Annotated in this window: 15 protein-coding genes and 1 rRNA gene; 6 read left to right on the forward strand and 10 right to left on the reverse strand. The window is 62.4% G+C overall.

The window, feature by feature from the left end:
* Window positions 1-146: 146 nt before the first annotated feature.
* On the reverse strand, window positions 147-1,421 hold the full coding sequence (locus BM083_RS22015; protein WP_089872697.1) for a M24 family metallopeptidase: 1,275 nt from the start codon (window positions 1,419-1,421) through the stop codon (window positions 147-149).
* A gap of 75 nt (window positions 1,422-1,496) precedes the next feature.
* Here BM083_RS22015 and BM083_RS22020 point away from each other — a divergent pair, with 75 nt between their 5' ends.
* The 4 genes from BM083_RS22020 to BM083_RS22035 all read left to right on the forward strand — a co-directional run bounded on the left by BM083_RS22020 (window position 1,497) and on the right by BM083_RS22035 (window position 4,265).
* Entirely contained in the window at window positions 1,497-2,219 is a 723-nt protein-coding gene (locus BM083_RS22020; RefSeq protein ID WP_089872699.1) for an EthD domain-containing protein, read from the forward strand.
* Between the two features lie 2 nt (window positions 2,220-2,221).
* Window positions 2,222-2,824 (forward strand): HD domain-containing protein, encoded by a 603-nt coding sequence (locus BM083_RS22025; RefSeq protein WP_089872701.1) that lies wholly within the window; start codon window positions 2,222-2,224, stop codon window positions 2,822-2,824.
* A gap of 326 nt (window positions 2,825-3,150) precedes the next feature.
* The gene (locus BM083_RS22030; protein WP_089872703.1) at window positions 3,151-3,510 is read left to right on the forward strand and encodes a cupin domain-containing protein; all 360 of its coding nucleotides are present in this window, start codon (window positions 3,151-3,153) and stop codon (window positions 3,508-3,510) included.
* Window positions 3,511-3,548: 38 nt separating this feature from the next.
* Window positions 3,549-4,265, forward strand: coding sequence for a hypothetical protein (locus BM083_RS22035; protein ID WP_089872705.1), 717 nt, complete (start codon window positions 3,549-3,551; stop codon window positions 4,263-4,265).
* A gap of 31 nt (window positions 4,266-4,296) precedes the next feature.
* Here the strand turns inward: BM083_RS22035 and BM083_RS22040 are convergent, their stop codons facing one another.
* From BM083_RS22040 to BM083_RS22055, 4 genes are all read right to left on the reverse strand, one after another.
* Window positions 4,297-5,262 (reverse strand): NAD-dependent epimerase/dehydratase family protein, encoded by a 966-nt coding sequence (locus tag BM083_RS22040; RefSeq protein WP_089872707.1) that lies wholly within the window; start codon window positions 5,260-5,262, stop codon window positions 4,297-4,299.
* 178 nt (window positions 5,263-5,440) lie between these two features.
* Window positions 5,441-5,728, reverse strand: coding sequence for a hypothetical protein (locus BM083_RS22045; RefSeq protein WP_089872709.1), 288 nt, complete (start codon window positions 5,726-5,728; stop codon window positions 5,441-5,443).
* Between the two features lie 151 nt (window positions 5,729-5,879).
* Window positions 5,880-6,155, reverse strand: coding sequence for a hypothetical protein (locus BM083_RS22050; RefSeq protein ID WP_089872711.1), 276 nt, complete (start codon window positions 6,153-6,155; stop codon window positions 5,880-5,882).
* A gap of 48 nt (window positions 6,156-6,203) precedes the next feature.
* The gene (locus BM083_RS22055) at window positions 6,204-7,901 is read right to left on the reverse strand and encodes a thiamine pyrophosphate-binding protein (RefSeq protein ID WP_089872713.1); all 1,698 of its coding nucleotides are present in this window, start codon (window positions 7,899-7,901) and stop codon (window positions 6,204-6,206) included.
* 246 nt (window positions 7,902-8,147) lie between these two features.
* Between BM083_RS22055 and BM083_RS22060 the strand changes: the two genes are divergently transcribed.
* Window positions 8,148-8,921, forward strand: a complete 774-nt coding sequence (locus BM083_RS22060; RefSeq protein WP_177197745.1) for an IclR family transcriptional regulator — start codon at window positions 8,148-8,150, stop codon at window positions 8,919-8,921.
* 149 nt (window positions 8,922-9,070) lie between these two features.
* On the opposite strand, the gene BM083_RS22065 is transcribed toward BM083_RS22060, so the two are convergent.
* From BM083_RS22065 to BM083_RS22080, 4 genes are all read right to left on the reverse strand, one after another.
* Window positions 9,071-11,014 (reverse strand): archaea-specific SMC-related protein, encoded by a 1,944-nt coding sequence (locus BM083_RS22065; RefSeq protein WP_089872717.1) that lies wholly within the window; start codon window positions 11,012-11,014, stop codon window positions 9,071-9,073.
* Window positions 11,015-11,163: 149 nt separating this feature from the next.
* Window positions 11,164-11,757 (reverse strand): rod-determining factor RdfA, encoded by a 594-nt coding sequence (gene rdfA / locus BM083_RS22070; RefSeq protein ID WP_089872719.1) that lies wholly within the window; start codon window positions 11,755-11,757, stop codon window positions 11,164-11,166.
* Between the two features lie 633 nt (window positions 11,758-12,390).
* Window positions 12,391-12,759, reverse strand: a complete 369-nt coding sequence (locus BM083_RS22075) for a DUF7970 domain-containing protein (protein ID WP_177197744.1) — start codon at window positions 12,757-12,759, stop codon at window positions 12,391-12,393.
* Complete coding sequence (locus BM083_RS22080) at window positions 12,752-13,570, reverse strand: ParA family protein (RefSeq protein WP_089872723.1); 819 nt, start codon at window positions 13,568-13,570, stop codon at window positions 12,752-12,754. Before BM083_RS22080 ends, BM083_RS22075 begins: the two co-directional genes overlap by 8 nt.
* A 284-nt stretch (window positions 13,571-13,854) precedes the next feature.
* Here BM083_RS22080 and BM083_RS22085 point away from each other — a divergent pair, with 284 nt between their 5' ends.
* Window positions 13,855-14,274 carry a Rieske (2Fe-2S) protein gene (locus BM083_RS22085; protein ID WP_089872725.1) on the forward strand — a complete coding sequence of 140 codons (420 nt, stop codon included), beginning with the start codon at window positions 13,855-13,857 and terminating at the stop codon, window positions 14,272-14,274.
* Window positions 14,275-14,456: 182 nt separating this feature from the next.
* Here the strand turns inward: BM083_RS22085 and rrf are convergent.
* Window positions 14,457-14,578 (reverse strand): 5S ribosomal RNA (rrf, locus tag BM083_RS22090).
* Between the last annotated feature and the right edge of the window lie 162 nt (window positions 14,579-14,740).

Below are 14,740 nucleotides of genomic sequence, written 5' to 3' on the forward strand. Positions count from 1 at the left end.
ACCGCAACTGAGTGAAGCGAGGTGAGGAGCACAACGACTCCCGGAACCACGAGAGCGCGAGGGCTTTGCCGAGTAGCCCGTACCGTCGCTGATTCCACGCTACAGTTTCGCACCTGACCTAAAACTGGAAATGCCAAAAATCCCAATCAGTAGTCGATGGTCGTAATCTCCTCGACGGGCCACTGACTCAGAATCTCGACGCCATTTTCGCGAACCACGACCATCTCCTCGACGCGGACGCCCTGCCGCTCTGCTGGCTCCTGCGTCTCGACGGCCATCACCATCCCCTCCTCTAGTTCGATGGGGTGGTCCTCGGAGATGCCGCGCCAGATGAGCGGTACCTCGTACAACTGGAGACCCAGTCCGTGCGCCCAGTGGTTCGTCGTCATCTGCCAGTGGTCGTCGGCGTCGTACCACTCGGCGTGTTCGCCGTCCATGTCGGGGAAGCCCTGCGAGACGTCGTCGGTGGTGGCTCCGGGTTCGATGCGTTCGAGCACGTCGTAGAGGTTGTCGCGGGCCGTCTCGTAGGCGTCCTGCTGGGCCTGCGTGGGTTCGCCGAGCGAGAAGGTGCGGTAGTAGCAAGAGCGGTAGCCGAGATAGCCGATATTGTACATGTCGGCGTAGACGAGGTCACCGGGGCGCATCATCCGGTCCGTCGTGTTGGCTTGGTGCTTCGGCCACGTGTTCGGCCCCGAGGTCAGATAGCCGCCGCCGACGAACGCGCCGTGTCGCCAGAGTTCGCGGGTGACGTCGCCCCAGACTTCCGACTCTCTCCGCCCGGGGCGAGCGTTCTCAACGACCTGCTGGAATCCGGCCTCCGCGATGGCCGCGACCATGCGCAGACACTCGATTTCGTCCTTCGTCTTCACCTTCCGCGCGTCTTCCATCACGGCCCCACAGGTTTCGGTGTCGACGTCGACGCCCTGTTGTTCGAGGGCGTCCACGAGGCCCGCGTTGCCGACGTCGAGACCCATCGGTTCGCCCTTCAGGTCGTAGTCCGAGAGCGCCGTGGCGACCGTCTCGGCCATCTTGTCGAGGAGGAACTTCCGGGCCGAGGGGCTGCCGGAGGCACGCGGAACGTTGCCGAGACCAGGACACGCGTAGCGGATGTCGTTCAGCCACGGACAGTTGAACCGCTGGTTCGAGGCGTGGTCGGCGGTGTCCCAGTGGACGACGTTCCCGTCTTCGAGCAAGAGGGAGTAGTGGTCCGCGCCGCTACCGCCAGTCATCGCGAGGCCGGTGACGTAGCGGATGTTCGGGTCCGAGAGCAGGAGCATCGAACTCAGACCGGCGTCACGCATCCGTTCGAGCGCGCGCTCCTTTCGCTCGTTGCGCATGCGCTTCGTGTCGATGCGCTCCTCCCAGTCGACGGCCATCGTCCCGCGAGTACCCTCCATGAAGTCGCGTTCGTAGAACGTCATGCTCTCTCGTCCGCAGTCCGGTCTCTTAATTCCTCCCTCATGATTTATGCTCACGAACCGAGACAGTCGAACTGAATGAGTCTCTACAAGCACATCGCACTCCTCGTTCGGAAGGAGGGGATGAGTCACGACGAGTTCGTCGACTACTGGCAGACGAATCATACACCTATCGCCCGCGAGATAGAGGGCGTCGTCAAGTACAGTACGGTGCAACCAGTGACGCCCAAGGCGGCGGAGTTCGACGGCCTCGCTGAGTTGTACTTCGAGGACCTCGATGCGCTCCACGACGCACTCGGCAGTGAAGGCTCGCGCGACTACGACCCCGCGAAAGGGAAAGCCAAAGAAGCGAGAGAAGATGTAGACAACTTCCTCGATATCGAGAAGCGTCCGCGATTCATCGGCGAAGTCGTGGTGCAGAGAGACGACGTCGACGGCGACACAGACGGTCTCTACAAGCACTCGGCGTTCCTCGTCCGGAAGGACGGCATGACCCACGAGGAGTTCGTCGACCACTGGCAGAACAACCACACGCCCATCGCCCGCGAAATCGAGGGCGTCGTCAAGTACGACACGGTACTCCCGACGAATCCCGAGAAGGCGGAGTTCGACGGCGTCGCGGAACTCTACTTCGAGGACCTCGATGCGCTCCACGACGCCCTGGGGAGCGAAGGCTCTCGCGACTACGACCCCGCGAAAGGCAAGGCCAAGGAAGCCAGAGAGGACGTGAACAACTTCCTCGCCATCGGCGAGCGCCCGCGCTTCATCGGGAAGGAGACCGTCCAGAAGGACAGTCGATAGCCATGTCGAGTGATTTCTCCGACCAGCGAGGACAGGTCGAGGAAGCGTTTCCCGAACTCGGGGAGATAGAGTCCGAGGACCTTCGCGAGAAAGTCGTCGAGGCGTGGTGTCTCGGCCTCGCTCGCGGTGGGTGGCGCGACATCCACGACATCCCCTACGCGTGGAACATCCACGAGACGGACAACGTCGAGCACGTCCGCGGCGTGACCCGCATCGCCGTGAAAGCGGCCGAGGAACAGCGCGACTTCCACGGCGCGGACCCGGATTTCGACGTCATCGTCGCTGCCTGCCTCCTGCACGACGTGGGCAAATGTTACGAGTACGTCGACTTCGTCGACGAGGACACGTTGGATTCGCCGGACCCCGAGTACGCGACGAGCGAGGTGCCGCACTCCATCTCTGGCTACGCGCTCGCGCACGAAGTCGGCTGCCCACTGGCCGTGCAGCGAGCGATTCCGCACTTCCTCGGCGAAGTGCCAAAACGGACGCTCGAAGCGGAGTTGGTCAAGAGTGCGAACTCCGCGTCGTCGAACGCGATTACCTACGCGACGATGGGCATCAGCCTGAAAGAGTGGGTCGCCGAGTACTCACAGACCCAGGAGTGAGTATTTGAGGAAGGTGCAGGTTCGAGTTTGCTGACTATCGTTTCTTGACGTGTTCACGTTGTAAGCGACCGAAGAGATGTGGAGAACACGACTCACGACTGCTTGACAGACGAGACGCCACACCCTCCCCAACCGATTCCTTCGCTCCTTTTAGTCGCTCAGTCATCCCTCGCAAGAGCGAAGCTCTTGCTGCCCTTCACTCGCTCCGCTCGCGAAGACCTCGCACGCGACTGACGTGACACGGAGGTCACGTCAGCGCGCGCCATCAACAGAGTGGGTGCAAAACCGAGCGCACCTTTTTCAGATTGCCACGAGAAGCGCCACCGATGCACGACCAAGTCAACCTCGACGAACTGGAAGCCCGCGAACTCGACGACTTCGGCCCGCGACTGAAAGGCGTCGGCTACGAACTCCGCCCCGAGAAGATGCGCCCGAGCGTCTGGGTGTTCGACGAGGGCGAGAAGATGCGACGCCACTACCAGGAGGAACAAGAGGAACTCTACCACGTCCTCTCGGGGCGCTTCGAGATGCGCTTCGGGGAGGCAGAGACGGCGGAGTTGGAGGCAGGCGACGTGATGGTCGTCTCACCCGACGAGGTTCGGCAACTCGTCTGCGTCGAACCCGGCGAGGTGTTCGTCGTCGGGTCGCCGGCGACGAAAGATGACGGCGTCGTCGTCGAAGAGTAGACAGAAGACACTTAGCAGACACCTCCGACCGGTGAGCCATGCCCCGAACCCGCCGACGCGCCCTCCGCTCGCTTGCCGCCGTGGTGACCATCGGTCTCGCTGGCTGTACCGGGACGGATGCACAGGGCAACGAAGAAACTGGCTCGCCTTCGACGACGACCACAGAGACATCGACAGCGCGGAGCGACGCTCCGCGAGCGACCGGACGTCGTCCGGGAGCACCGACCGAGACACCACGACCCACCGCGACGGCGTCGCCGACGCCCCGCGCACCCGACGCGTTGGCCCTCGAGGAACTGGACTCCGTCAGTCGCTCCGTACCGGATGCGCTCGACACGACCGATGTCGCTTCAACGCCGTTTCTGGCGTTGAGCGTGGGCGAACGGAGTCAGGTCCAGTCGGAACACAGAAAACCGCATCAGGTCTGGGTCTGGAACGACGCCGACGAACCTCACGACCTGACGCTGACGCTCTCGAACGCACGAGGAACCATCGTCGAGCGCACCGTGTCGTTCGCGGCGAACTCGAAACTCGTCGTCGTTCTGCAGGTTCCATCGGCGTACGAGTTCACCGTCGCCGTCGGCGGCGAGGGTGCGGGCGAAATCGACGCCAGCGAGACGGTCGAGATTCCGTTCTCGCAGTTCGACTGCAACGACTCGGCGACGGACGTCGTCGTCCGCGACGACGGAAGCATCGAGTCGAGTAGCGTGACGACAGAGGTGGCCTGTACGGCACTCACGCCCGGACTGGACTAGCCCCAAACAGAGCCAGAAGAGCCAAACCGAGTCAGACCGGGTCGAGTCCCGCTTCTTCGCGCAACACGCCGATGTACTGTCGGAAGCCGGCTTCGAGGTCGTACTCGGGGTCGTAGCCCAAGTCCGCCTGTGCCTTCGTCATGTCCAACTTCTGCGTCCACGGCAGTTCGCCCTCGTCGGAGACGGTAACGTCGGCGTCGGGGAGAATCGTCTCGACCGTCTCGGCGGCCTCCCGAATCGTCGCGAGTTCGCCGCGGACGTTGTAGATGCGCTGAGTCAGGTCCTCCTCGGGTGCGAAGGCGGCACAGCGGAACGATTGGGCGATGTCGCGGACGTGCTGCCAGTCGACGTGTTGGTCGCCGTACTCCACCGAGAACGACTCGCCGACGGCGGGTTTCTCGACGATGTTGGCGAGGAACGCCGACCCGCCCGTCTCCCGGTACGGGCCGTAGGCGACGGTAGGCCGGAGGCCGACGTGCGAGACGCCGAAGTCCTCGTGGTAGACCTTCGCCTGGTGCTCGTTGTACTCCTTCGTCGCCCCGTAGAGCGTGTCGGGGTAGACCAAATCCTCTTCTGTCACCCACCAGTCGCTCCCGTCGTCGTAGTTCGTCGGCGGCGCGTAGACGGCGGCGCTGGAGGCCCACGCGACACGTTCGACCTGTTCGTCGAGCGTCCGGGCGGCCTCGAAGACGTTGTTCGTCCCTTGGACGTTCACGTCGAGGGCGAGGCGCGGGTTCTCGCGGGCGGTAGTCGTCAAGAGTGCGGCGAGGTGGACGACGTGCGTCGCACCCGTCTCCTTGATAGCGCGAATCACGTCAGTGGAGTCCGAGACGTCGCCGCGGCGAATCTCCACGTCGTCGGCGATGCCGAGTTTCTCCAGAATTCGAGGGTCCGTCGAGAGGTCGTACGCGACGACGTCGTGGCCGTGTTCCAGCAGGTCTTCGGCGACGTAGGAACCGATGAACCCGGTCCCGCCGGTTACCAAGACGGTAGACATACTCGAAAGAGGAGGCGACGCCAGCAAAAAGGTTTCCCAGAAACGATTGTGTGGAATCGGGTCGAATCAGCAGTAGCGCTGGACGAGCCACAGCCCGCCAGCACCGACGCCGAGTCCGAACGCGCCGAAGGCGACCAACCCCGCGAGGTTCGCGAGGAGTTCGACGAGCGCGAGGGGTTCAATCACGGCCGCGCTCCCGGGCCACTTTGGAGACGTTCGCGATGGGCTTGGCTTCCATCTGCGCCCGCTTACGAGCGTTGGCGACGAACCCCCCAACGAGTGACGCGACGAGACTCGCGAGAGCGAGTGCGGCGAGCAGCAGTCCGAGCAGGACGCCGACGAACTCGTCGGCGACGTAGTAGTACACCACTCCGGGCGCGAGCGTCAGTACTGTTGCAATCGCCGCGTGGGTCGCGAGCCACGAGGCGCGGGTGCGGACACGTTCGGCGGCGGTCAGCGTCGTCATGGGCCGGGTTGGTCCCGGTTTCGTACATAAAGGTACGGCCGTGTGGGCCGAGGTCAGAAGTAGCGTTGGAGGAGCCAGAATCCGGCGGCGGCGACGCCGATAGCGACGAAGCCGAACACGGCCAGTCCGACGAGGTTCGCGACGATGCCACTCATCGGAGGCGCTCCTCGGCGACGTCGCTGATAGAGCGCGGTTCGGCCTCCGAACGCTCCTCGCTGTTCGCGACGAACCCCGCCGCGAGCGAGACGGCGAAGCTCGCGAACGCCACGACGGCCAAGACGGCCCCGACTTGGACGACGACCATGTCCTCGGTGACGAAGGCGTACACACCGCCGAGCGAGATGGCGAGGAGCGTCAGACTGGCCGCGTTGATGGCGAGCCACGAAGCCCGACTGCGAACGCGTTCGGCGGGGGTGAGGTCGGTCATAGTCGCACGTTCACGTCAGCGAAGCATTAAATTGTGGATGGGAACAGCCTACTCGTGTAACCCCCCGACCTGCGCGTAGAACGACGACTGGAGCGTCTCGGCCATATCCTGCTCGCGGTCGATACGGACGTCGACGACGGTGGGGACGTCGCTGGCCTTCCCCTCGCGCAGGGCGTCCGAGAGATCGTCCGCCGTCGTCACTCGGTGGCCGACTGCGCCGAAGCCTTCCGCGACTTTCACGAAGTCCGTATCGTGGAACTCGACGCCCGAGATGTCGTCCTCGCCGTGCTGCATCTGTCGGACCATCCCGAGACTCGTGTCGTTGAGGACGACGAACGTCGGGGCGACGCCGTACTCGACGGCCGTCTCGACGCTCGTCATCGTCATCGTGAACCCGCCGTCGCCAGCGACGGCGACGACGTCTTTGTCCGTCGCGAGCGCCGCCGAGACGGCGGCGGGGTTGGCCCACCCCATCCCGCCGACGCCGCCGCTGCCGAAGTACGTTCTGACCGCCGGCGTCTGGAGGTAGTTCAGGAGCCAAAAGCGGTTGTTCCCCGAGTCGGCCGTGACGATGGTGTCGGCGTCGACGACGGCCTCTATCTCCTTGACCGCGCGCTGTGGAAGGATGGGCGAGTCGTCGGAGTCGCACTCCGGCGCGGTGAACGACTCGCGGGCGTCTCGCGCTCTGTCGAGCGCCCAGTCGCTCTCGCCGCCGCCAGCCTCGGCGAGTTCGCGTAGCGACTCCTTCGCGTCGCCGACGAGGCCCACGTCGGCCGGGTAGACCCACCCCGCGTTTCGGGTGTCGATGTCGGCGTGGACGATGGTCTGCTCGTCGGGGCGGATGAACGAGGGTGCCTGCCAGTTAGTGTCCATCGGGTTCATTCGACAACCGACGACGAGCAGGACGTCTGCCTCGCTGACGACCTGATTCGCGCCCTCGTGGCCGAACGACCCGATGACGCCCGCCGCTCGCTCGTCGGTCTCGGGGAACGTCGACTTGCCGAGGTAGGAGGTGGTGACGACGGCGTCGTAGGCTTCGGCGACGGCCGCGAGTTCGTCGTAAGCCTTCGCGGCGTGGACGCCGTTACCGGCGACGACGACCGGTCGTTCGGCGTCGGCGAGGGCGTCGACGGCGGCGGCCACGTCCTCGGCCGTCGGCCGCGACAGCCACGTCCGCGTCTGCTGAACCGGGTCCCAGACGGGCGGAATCGGGTCGTCCGGAACCTCGCCCGTCACGCCGTCGCCGTCGAGGACGACGGCGGTGGGACCGGGCCGTCCGGAGACGGCGTGTTTGAACGCCAGTTGGACGCTCCGCAGGGTCTCCGTTGGAGTGCGAGGGAACCAGTGTTCCTTCGTCACGCCGTCGAGAATTTTGGGTAAGTCGAGTCCGCCATAATCGCCGCGCGACTGCTGATACGGCGCGAGCGTCGAGTAGTTGCCGCGCTCACTCGCCTCCGTGAGGACGACCATCGGCGACGACGAGAGTCGGGCCTCCATCTGCCCGATAAGTCCCAGACTGCCGACCCACGGTCCCTGCCCGGAGAGGACACCGGGTTGGCCGGTGAGTCGGCCGTGCATCTCGGCCATCACGCTCGCCTCACGTTCGTCGCGCGGGCGGACGAGTCGAATCTCCGACTCGGGGAGGTGGTCGAACAGTTCGATGACGCGCCCGCCGGGGTAGCCGAAGATACGCTCGACGCCGAGCGCTTCGAGCGTCTCGACGATGGCTTCGGCGGTTCCCGTCATGGTCGCTCCCCGTAGGTGTAACCGGTCTGGTCAACGAGCGTCTCGCAGTCGCCGTGGCTGGCGTCGTCGGGAGCGACGACGCAGTCGGCCGTCTTCGTCATGCTACCGAACATCACCGCGTTCGACTACTTTGCTCTATGGGTGAACGACGTCGTGAGCGAGTCGATTCACGACGCTTCGTCGTCCGGCTACGTTCGTATAACTCGAACAAGAGTTATGTAAGACCGGGACGGTTGATGATGTATAATCATGAATGAGACACAAAATCGGCCGGTGAAGACGGCCGAGACGTCGTTCGCACTGCTCGAACAACTCGCGCAGGCCGATGGCGACGCACTCGGCGTGACCGAGTTGGCACAGCGACTCGACTTGGCGAAGAGCACGGTCCACCGTCACGTCGGGACGCTCGAATCGCTCGGTGTCGTCGTCCGCGACGACGACGAGTACCGAATCGGGCTCCGACTACTCGACTACGGTCTCCGCGCTCGCGACCAGCACGCACTGTCTACTGTCGCTCGCCCGAAAGTCGAGGAACTGGCCGAAGAGACGGGCGAGAAAGTGTGGTGCATCACCGAACAACAGGGCCGGAGCGTCCACCTGTACGGCGCGTCCGGGAAGAACTCCGTGCAGACGAGCGCGCGAGCGGGTGCCTGGGGGTATCTCCATCAGCACGCCGCCGGAAAGGCCATCCTCGCGCATCTCCCAGCAGAGCGCGTCCAGCACATCGTCGACGGTCACGGTCTCCCAGCGAAGACACCGCACACAATCACCGACGAGAACGAGCTGTTCGAACAGCTCGAACAGATTGCCGACCGAGGGTACGCGTTCAACCGCGAGGAGTCGATTGCGGGTCTGCACGCTGTCGGCGCACCCATCACCGACGACGACGGTGTCGCCACCGGCGCAATCAGCATCTCGGGGCCCGCAAATCGCCTGAAGGGAGAGTGGTTGACCGAGACGCTTCCGGACCTGTTGCTCGGTGCGACGAACGAAATCGAACTCAACCTGAGTTTCTCGTGAGCGGGTCGGACCATCGACACGTTCGAAGAGGTCGAACAGAGCTAAAAGTGTTACACGACTACAGACGTAATAGTGAGAGAGTCGGTCGGGAAGTAGAGAGGGTACCGAAATCGGGGACGACCGACCCGTGAGCCAGCGAAAACGAGCGCTTAGATGCTCGTGACTCGGGCGTGGCGCTCGTCGACGGCGGCGGCGTCCTCCGGCAGGAGTGCGACGACGAGGTAGTCGGCGTAGTCGGTCATGTAGTCGATGAGCGAGGCGATGCGTTCGGAGTCGATAGCCTCCAAGGAGTCGAGGAGGATGAACGGGAGCGTCTCGTAGACGTCGTGGGCGAGATAGCCCGCGAGCGCGAAGACGAGTCCGGTGACCTCGCGTTCACTCTCCGAGAGGTGGTCGACGGTGTCCTCGTAGGTCTTTCCGTCTTCGGTGCTGCGGATGATGTGCAGCTCGAAGTGGCTCTTGGTGACCTTCCGACGACCCTCGCGGACCTGCCGCTCGGTTCGCTCGATCCAGATGCGGTCGATGTTGTCGTAGGCGAGTTCGGCGAGGACGGCGTCCATGTGCTCGTTGAACTCGTCGACCGTCTGCTGTTCGATGCGCTCGATGCGGGTTCGAAGCTCTTCGAGTTCGTCCTGAATCTCTTCGCGGCGTGCTTCCAGTTCCTCGCGCTCTCCCAGTCTGTCTTCGACGGAGCGAATCTCGTCGTCGACGGACGACTGCTCTTTCTGGAGTCGCTGCAACTCGAATTCGAGTTGGTTCGCCTCTTTGTGTCGGTCGAGTACCTCGCTGTACTCTTCGGTTTCGAGGTCGTCGACTTCCGATTCGAGGTCGGCGAGTTCGTCGACGAGTTCGTCCTCGCGTGCTTCCAGGTCCTCGATAGTCCCCTCGCGACGGCGAATCTCGTCTTCGACGTCGTCGAGGCGGCGGTCGAGACGCTGTTTCTTCTGTTGTGTTCCTTCGATGGAACGCTTCTCGGCCTGTAGGTCGTCTATCTCGGAGGTGAGTTCGTTCCGCGTCGAGAGTTTCGACGAGCGCAGGTCGCGAAGACGGTCGAGCGTCCCCTGAATCTGGTCGGTCTCTACTTCCGTCCCACAGGTCCAACAGACCGTGGTGTCGTCGCCCACCAACTGGTCCGTGACCGACCCGTTGGACTCCGGTTTGAGCGCGTTCGTCAACTCGCTTCGGCCGCCGTCGAGCATCTCCTCGTTGAACTGGATGATAGACTGGAGTTCGCTGACGACGGCGTCGATAGACTCGGCACGTCCGCGGAGACGCTGAATCTGCTTGTCGAGGTCGCCAATCTCGTCGTCGGGTGCGGTCGGCAGGTCCGACCGTTCGTCTTCCAACTCGTCGAGGTCGTTACGGAGCGCGTCGAGGCTGTCGCGTTCGGTCTCCATGTCGAAACGGACGTCTTCGAGCGCCGACTCCGTCTCGCGGAGTTCCTGCAGTTTCGCGTCCAGTTCCGACTGCTCCTCTCGGGACTCCTCGACGTCGGCGTCGAGTTCCTCTAGCGCGTCGCGCTTCTCCGAGAGTTCCTCCCGCTGTTCGTCGATTTGGGACTGGAGTTTCGTCCGGCGCTCTTCGAGTTCCGGGAGTCGGCGCTTCAGGCCGTCGAGGTCGTCCAGTTCGGCGTCGATGTCACGCTTCGTCGACTGAAGGTCGCGAATCTGGTCTTGAATCGCGTCCGTGTCGACCGGCCGCATGATGAGTTCGTGGAGGTCGTCGCCGCGGGCGACGGCCTGCCGCGCCTCGTTCATCTCCAACAAGAACGCAAAGAGGTCACCGAGTTCGGGGTCGTCGAGATACGGTGTGCCGTCGGCGACGATGGTGCCGTTCCGTCGGCGGAGGGTGCGCGTGTACGTCTCGTCGCCGAGTTGTAACTCGACGTGTGCCTCGTCGGCGTCGCGTTTGATAGAGACGTTCTCGCTCCCGAGTGCGGCCATGATTCCCTGGAGGAGAGACGTCCGGTTCGTCGCGTTTCGACCCGTCAGTGCCGTGACGCCGCGTTCGAGTGTGACGTTCGTCTCGTCGATGCCGCCGATGTTCGTGACGCGAAGTTCAGCACGTTCGACTGAAGACTGCCGAGATTCCATTACTATTCAGCGTATGGTGCGCCGGGTATTTACCTTTCAGGGTATCGTGAGAGGAGGTGGTCGAGCGGACCTCGTCGACTGCGAGCGACTCTAGGTCGGTGTGAGCGACTGTGGGTACTGGCGTCCGTCCGTGGTTCCCCGAGAGATGCTCACTCTTCGCTACCGTCTGATTCGGCGCGTTCCTCGAACAGTTCGTTCACGTCGTACGTCTCGCCGCTCGCCGTCTCGATGACGCGAACGTCGACCATCACGTCGAAGTCGTCGATGTCGAGGCGCCCGGTATCACGGAGGTTCTCGATGATGTTCGTCGCGACGGCGCGTGTCCGCCCCTTCAACTGCTGGATGGTCCGCTGGTTCTTCTCCAGTTTCTCTCGGTCGTCTTCGGGTTCAGTCTCCTTCGAGACACCGCGGTGTTTGGTCAGATAGGTGTGGATGGCCTGATGCGAGACGAAGTCGCCGAGGACGGTTTCGACCTGCACGTCGTCGCGTTCGAGCGAGCGTCGTGCCTCGGTTCGAATCCCGCTGCTCACGTCGTCGCCGGTCAGCAGTCGATACGTGTTCTCCACCTCGCCGTTAATCGGGTTCAAGTCAGCCTGCTCCATCGCACTCGCGAGGACGCGACGGTTGAACTCGTCTGCCAGCGACCGAAGGCTCTCGCCGTCGTCGACCCATCGTTCGATGAGTTCGTCGCCGAGTCCGTCCAACGAGTACGCTTCGATGACACGGCTCACCTTGCTGTTCATCGAACCGACTCTCCGTCGTTCCGAGGCACTATTCGTTCGTCGGCATGGTCAGTCATTGTTCATCGTTACTCGGACACCTACTAAAAACTCTCGCCCGCCGTGTCTAGAGCGTAGATCACCGCCCCAGGCGACTGTATCTGGCGTGTTACAGCCGTAGACGTGTAATTCATAGAACGAGATGATGCACGCACGGCACCGTGCAGACTCGTTACCCGCTCTCTAAGATGTGTGTGAGGACGCGGTTGTGGCGGCGGTTCGGACACTCGACTGGACGCGTCTCAGATACGAACTGCAGGGAAACCTGGAGGGAGGAACGAACACCTCGACGCCGAGAGGTGGTACGTAAGAGGGTTAGCTTCAGAGAGCGATCGACGTGTCGAAAGAACACACTCCAAAGTCGCGACGACGCAGGTGGGGGCAAACCATGTGGACTGTGAACAGAGTCGACCGTCTTCGAGAATTTTAGACATTGTACAATGTGTAGAAACTCTACACAGGGAAAAAGTTGCGTAGAGAGGCCCCTATGCGACAGATATCGAGGAGTCACCTTATCGAAGAGAGAGAGTTACGACGTCAATACGAGATAGAGAACCGCGATAGACAGACTCGAAGACAGCAAACTGGTGACGGAAATCAGTCGTCGCGTGCGTCGAGAATCAGCTTAGCGACCGCCTCGGGGTCGGTGGCGACGGCCCGGACGAGTGCGTCGTGGAACTCCCGTCCGGTCAAATCACGGACGTCGTGTTCTCGGCGTAGAATCGACTCGACTTCGAACTCCACGTCTTCCAACAGGTCCAGCGTCTCTGGGCGGACGTAGATGCTCTTGGCTCGCGTCGCTTCGAAAGTGAACGCCGGGCCGCCGTCGGCTCCCGCGTCGGGGTCCGAGGTGCTGGCAGGTGCGTCCCGGTCCGACGTTGGCGGGTCGTTGTCATCCACTTGTTCCACCTCGTCTTCATCGTCCATCTGCTCGCCGAGTCCGGCGAAGCGGTTCTCGTCAGGCATCGGCGACACCTCCGTCTTCGACGATACGAGCCAACTCGTCGAGTCTCCCGAGCATGTCGTTGTCGGAGTCGTACTCACGCAGGGTCTTTCCCTCCCTCCACGCACGACTGAAGGCGATCCGGTGTCGGATACCCGGCCCCGGCGAATGCTCGAACTCGTCGCTTCGAGCGAACGACGGGAGATACCGCGCGAACGGTGACTCTTCGAGGTCGGCGATGATACGCTTCTCCTCGTTGTTCCCGCTCAAGTCGTTCGGAACGATAGCGAGAAGGTCGACACCGACCTCCTCACGGATGGGTCGAATCTGCTGTTCCCACATCCGCTCGAACCCGCTGACACTCGGTTCGCTCATCAAGAGCGGGACGATGACGTGACGAGCGCCGACGAGGGCGGCATCAGAGAGTGGTCCGAGACTCGGCGGCGAGTCGACGACGATGTAGTCGTACGTGTCGTCGAGTAGTGGTTCGACGATGCGGCGACGAACCCAAAGCATGCCGAACGTCGAGTTGCGAACCTTGTCCTCGACTTCGTCGAGATTCACGTGTGCGGGAAGGACGTCGAACCCGTCGCGTTCGTGAATCACCTCGCTGACGTCGACCGGGTCGCTGTCGGTCAACACGTCACCGATGTGTGGTGAGTCCTTCTTGTAGAGATCTTTGAGTCCAACTCCTTCTGTCGCGTTTCCCTGTTGGTCGAGGTCCGCGAGGAGAACGTCGTGTCCACGCGCACTCAGTGCGTCCGCGAGGTTGATGGCGAGTGTCGTCTTGCCGACGCCACCCTTCTGTAACGAGACACTGACTGCCCGGCCCATCAGACTCTCTCCTCCCCAATTCCACAAATTGTGGAATTTGTGAACAGTTCGTGCTGTGCAGACCGTGCCACCTGTGTCCGCTGGGTGAACCGCGTGGACTGTCTCATTCCTACCGGATGGCTCAGACCGATTCGACTTAACGCTATCTCCATCGTGAGAACTGTGCGACGTTTAGGATTTTCAAAAATTGTAAACATTGTAAAAGGCGTCGCTCAGAGTCGACGAGAGACGAAAAGTGACCTACAGGTTTTTGTGACTCAGCCGTCTCTGTGCAGAGCGAAGCAATGAACGAACCGACACGAGTGACGGAACTATCTGAACTTTCTGCAGGCGAATCAGTACTCATCACCGTCCGTGACGCCGACGGCTCAGAAGAAGAGGTCATCGTCGTCCGAACCGACGAATGCGTCGCCGGTTGGAAGAACTTCTGTCAACACGAGACGGATCAACGACTGGACCGAGGGTTCGGCGCAGCGATTCGCGACGGCGACATCGTCTGCCCGAAACACGGGTCGATGTTCGACGGGTGTACAGGATACTGCGACAATGGGGAGGCTTCGGAGTCGACGCTGGTGGCCGTCGACGTCGACGTTCGAGACGACGTGGTCTACCTCACCGACGACGAGTGTGAGTATCTACACGAGGGTGGCATCGACGACGATGACGACGACATGCCGAGTTCGTCGTCTCACCTCACTTTTTAACAGGCCCTCGGCTTATCGTTGAACGGGAAACGCCCACCTTCGCGCAGTGCGCGATGGTGGGCGTGCGTGTTTGACGACGACTGTTCCTCGCTGTCTGTGACAGTGCTGCCGCTCTGCGTTCGAAATGCGAACAGCCCCGACGAGCGCTGCTGCTCGTCGAGGCTGATGAATGTAAGTATGAGTGGAGGCGGCGAAGTGGTGTTTCCAGAGGCTCTCGCACTCCAGTACTTGCCACCACGCTGGTGAGCTTAACTTCCGTGTTCGGGATGGGTACGGGTGGAACCTCACCGCTGTGGCCGCCGTAATGCCGACCTATGGAATCGAACCATAGTGATACCAATGTCGGATTCGACTTGATCGAACCTTGTGTACGTGCATTCCAGTTAGCACCTGGACCCGTGTATCGGACACGGATTTGATCCCATGCGGTATGAATGTGGCTTGGACTGTTAGTGCTCGTGGGCTA

Origin of the sequence: Halogranum rubrum, assembly GCF_900114455.1 — an archaeon.
Lineage (GTDB): Archaea > Halobacteriota > Halobacteria > Halobacteriales > Haloferacaceae > Halogranum > Halogranum rubrum.

Excerpts from the sequence above, each read along its gene's own strand:
- BM083_RS22085 (WP_089872725.1), top strand. The coding sequence starts at position 13,855 with ATGAACGAACCGACACGAGTGACGGAACTATCTGAACTTTCTGCAGGC.
- BM083_RS22015 (WP_089872697.1), bottom strand. The coding sequence starts at position 1,421 with ATGACGTTCTACGAACGCGACTTCATGGAGGGTACTCGCGGGACGATG.
- BM083_RS22080 (WP_089872723.1), bottom strand. The coding sequence starts at position 13,570 with ATGGGCCGGGCAGTCAGTGTCTCGTTACAGAAGGGTGGCGTCGGCAAG.
- rdfA (WP_089872719.1), bottom strand. The coding sequence starts at position 11,757 with ATGAACAGCAAGGTGAGCCGTGTCATCGAAGCGTACTCGTTGGACGGA.
- BM083_RS22055 (WP_089872713.1), bottom strand. The coding sequence starts at position 7,901 with ATGACGGGAACCGCCGAAGCCATCGTCGAGACGCTCGAAGCGCTCGGC.
- BM083_RS22030 (WP_089872703.1), top strand. The coding sequence starts at position 3,151 with ATGCACGACCAAGTCAACCTCGACGAACTGGAAGCCCGCGAACTCGAC.
- BM083_RS22075 (WP_177197744.1), bottom strand. The coding sequence starts at position 12,759 with ATGCCTGACGAGAACCGCTTCGCCGGACTCGGCGAGCAGATGGACGAT.
- BM083_RS22025 (WP_089872701.1), top strand. The coding sequence starts at position 2,222 with ATGTCGAGTGATTTCTCCGACCAGCGAGGACAGGTCGAGGAAGCGTTT.
- BM083_RS22020 (WP_089872699.1), top strand. The coding sequence starts at position 1,497 with ATGAGTCTCTACAAGCACATCGCACTCCTCGTTCGGAAGGAGGGGATG.
- BM083_RS22035 (WP_089872705.1), top strand. The coding sequence starts at position 3,549 with ATGCCCCGAACCCGCCGACGCGCCCTCCGCTCGCTTGCCGCCGTGGTG.
- BM083_RS22050 (WP_089872711.1), bottom strand. The coding sequence starts at position 6,155 with ATGACCGACCTCACCCCCGCCGAACGCGTTCGCAGTCGGGCTTCGTGG.
- BM083_RS22065 (WP_089872717.1), bottom strand. The coding sequence starts at position 11,014 with ATGGAATCTCGGCAGTCTTCAGTCGAACGTGCTGAACTTCGCGTCACG.
- BM083_RS22040 (WP_089872707.1), bottom strand. The coding sequence starts at position 5,262 with ATGTCTACCGTCTTGGTAACCGGCGGGACCGGGTTCATCGGTTCCTAC.
- BM083_RS22045 (WP_089872709.1), bottom strand. The coding sequence starts at position 5,728 with ATGACGACGCTGACCGCCGCCGAACGTGTCCGCACCCGCGCCTCGTGG.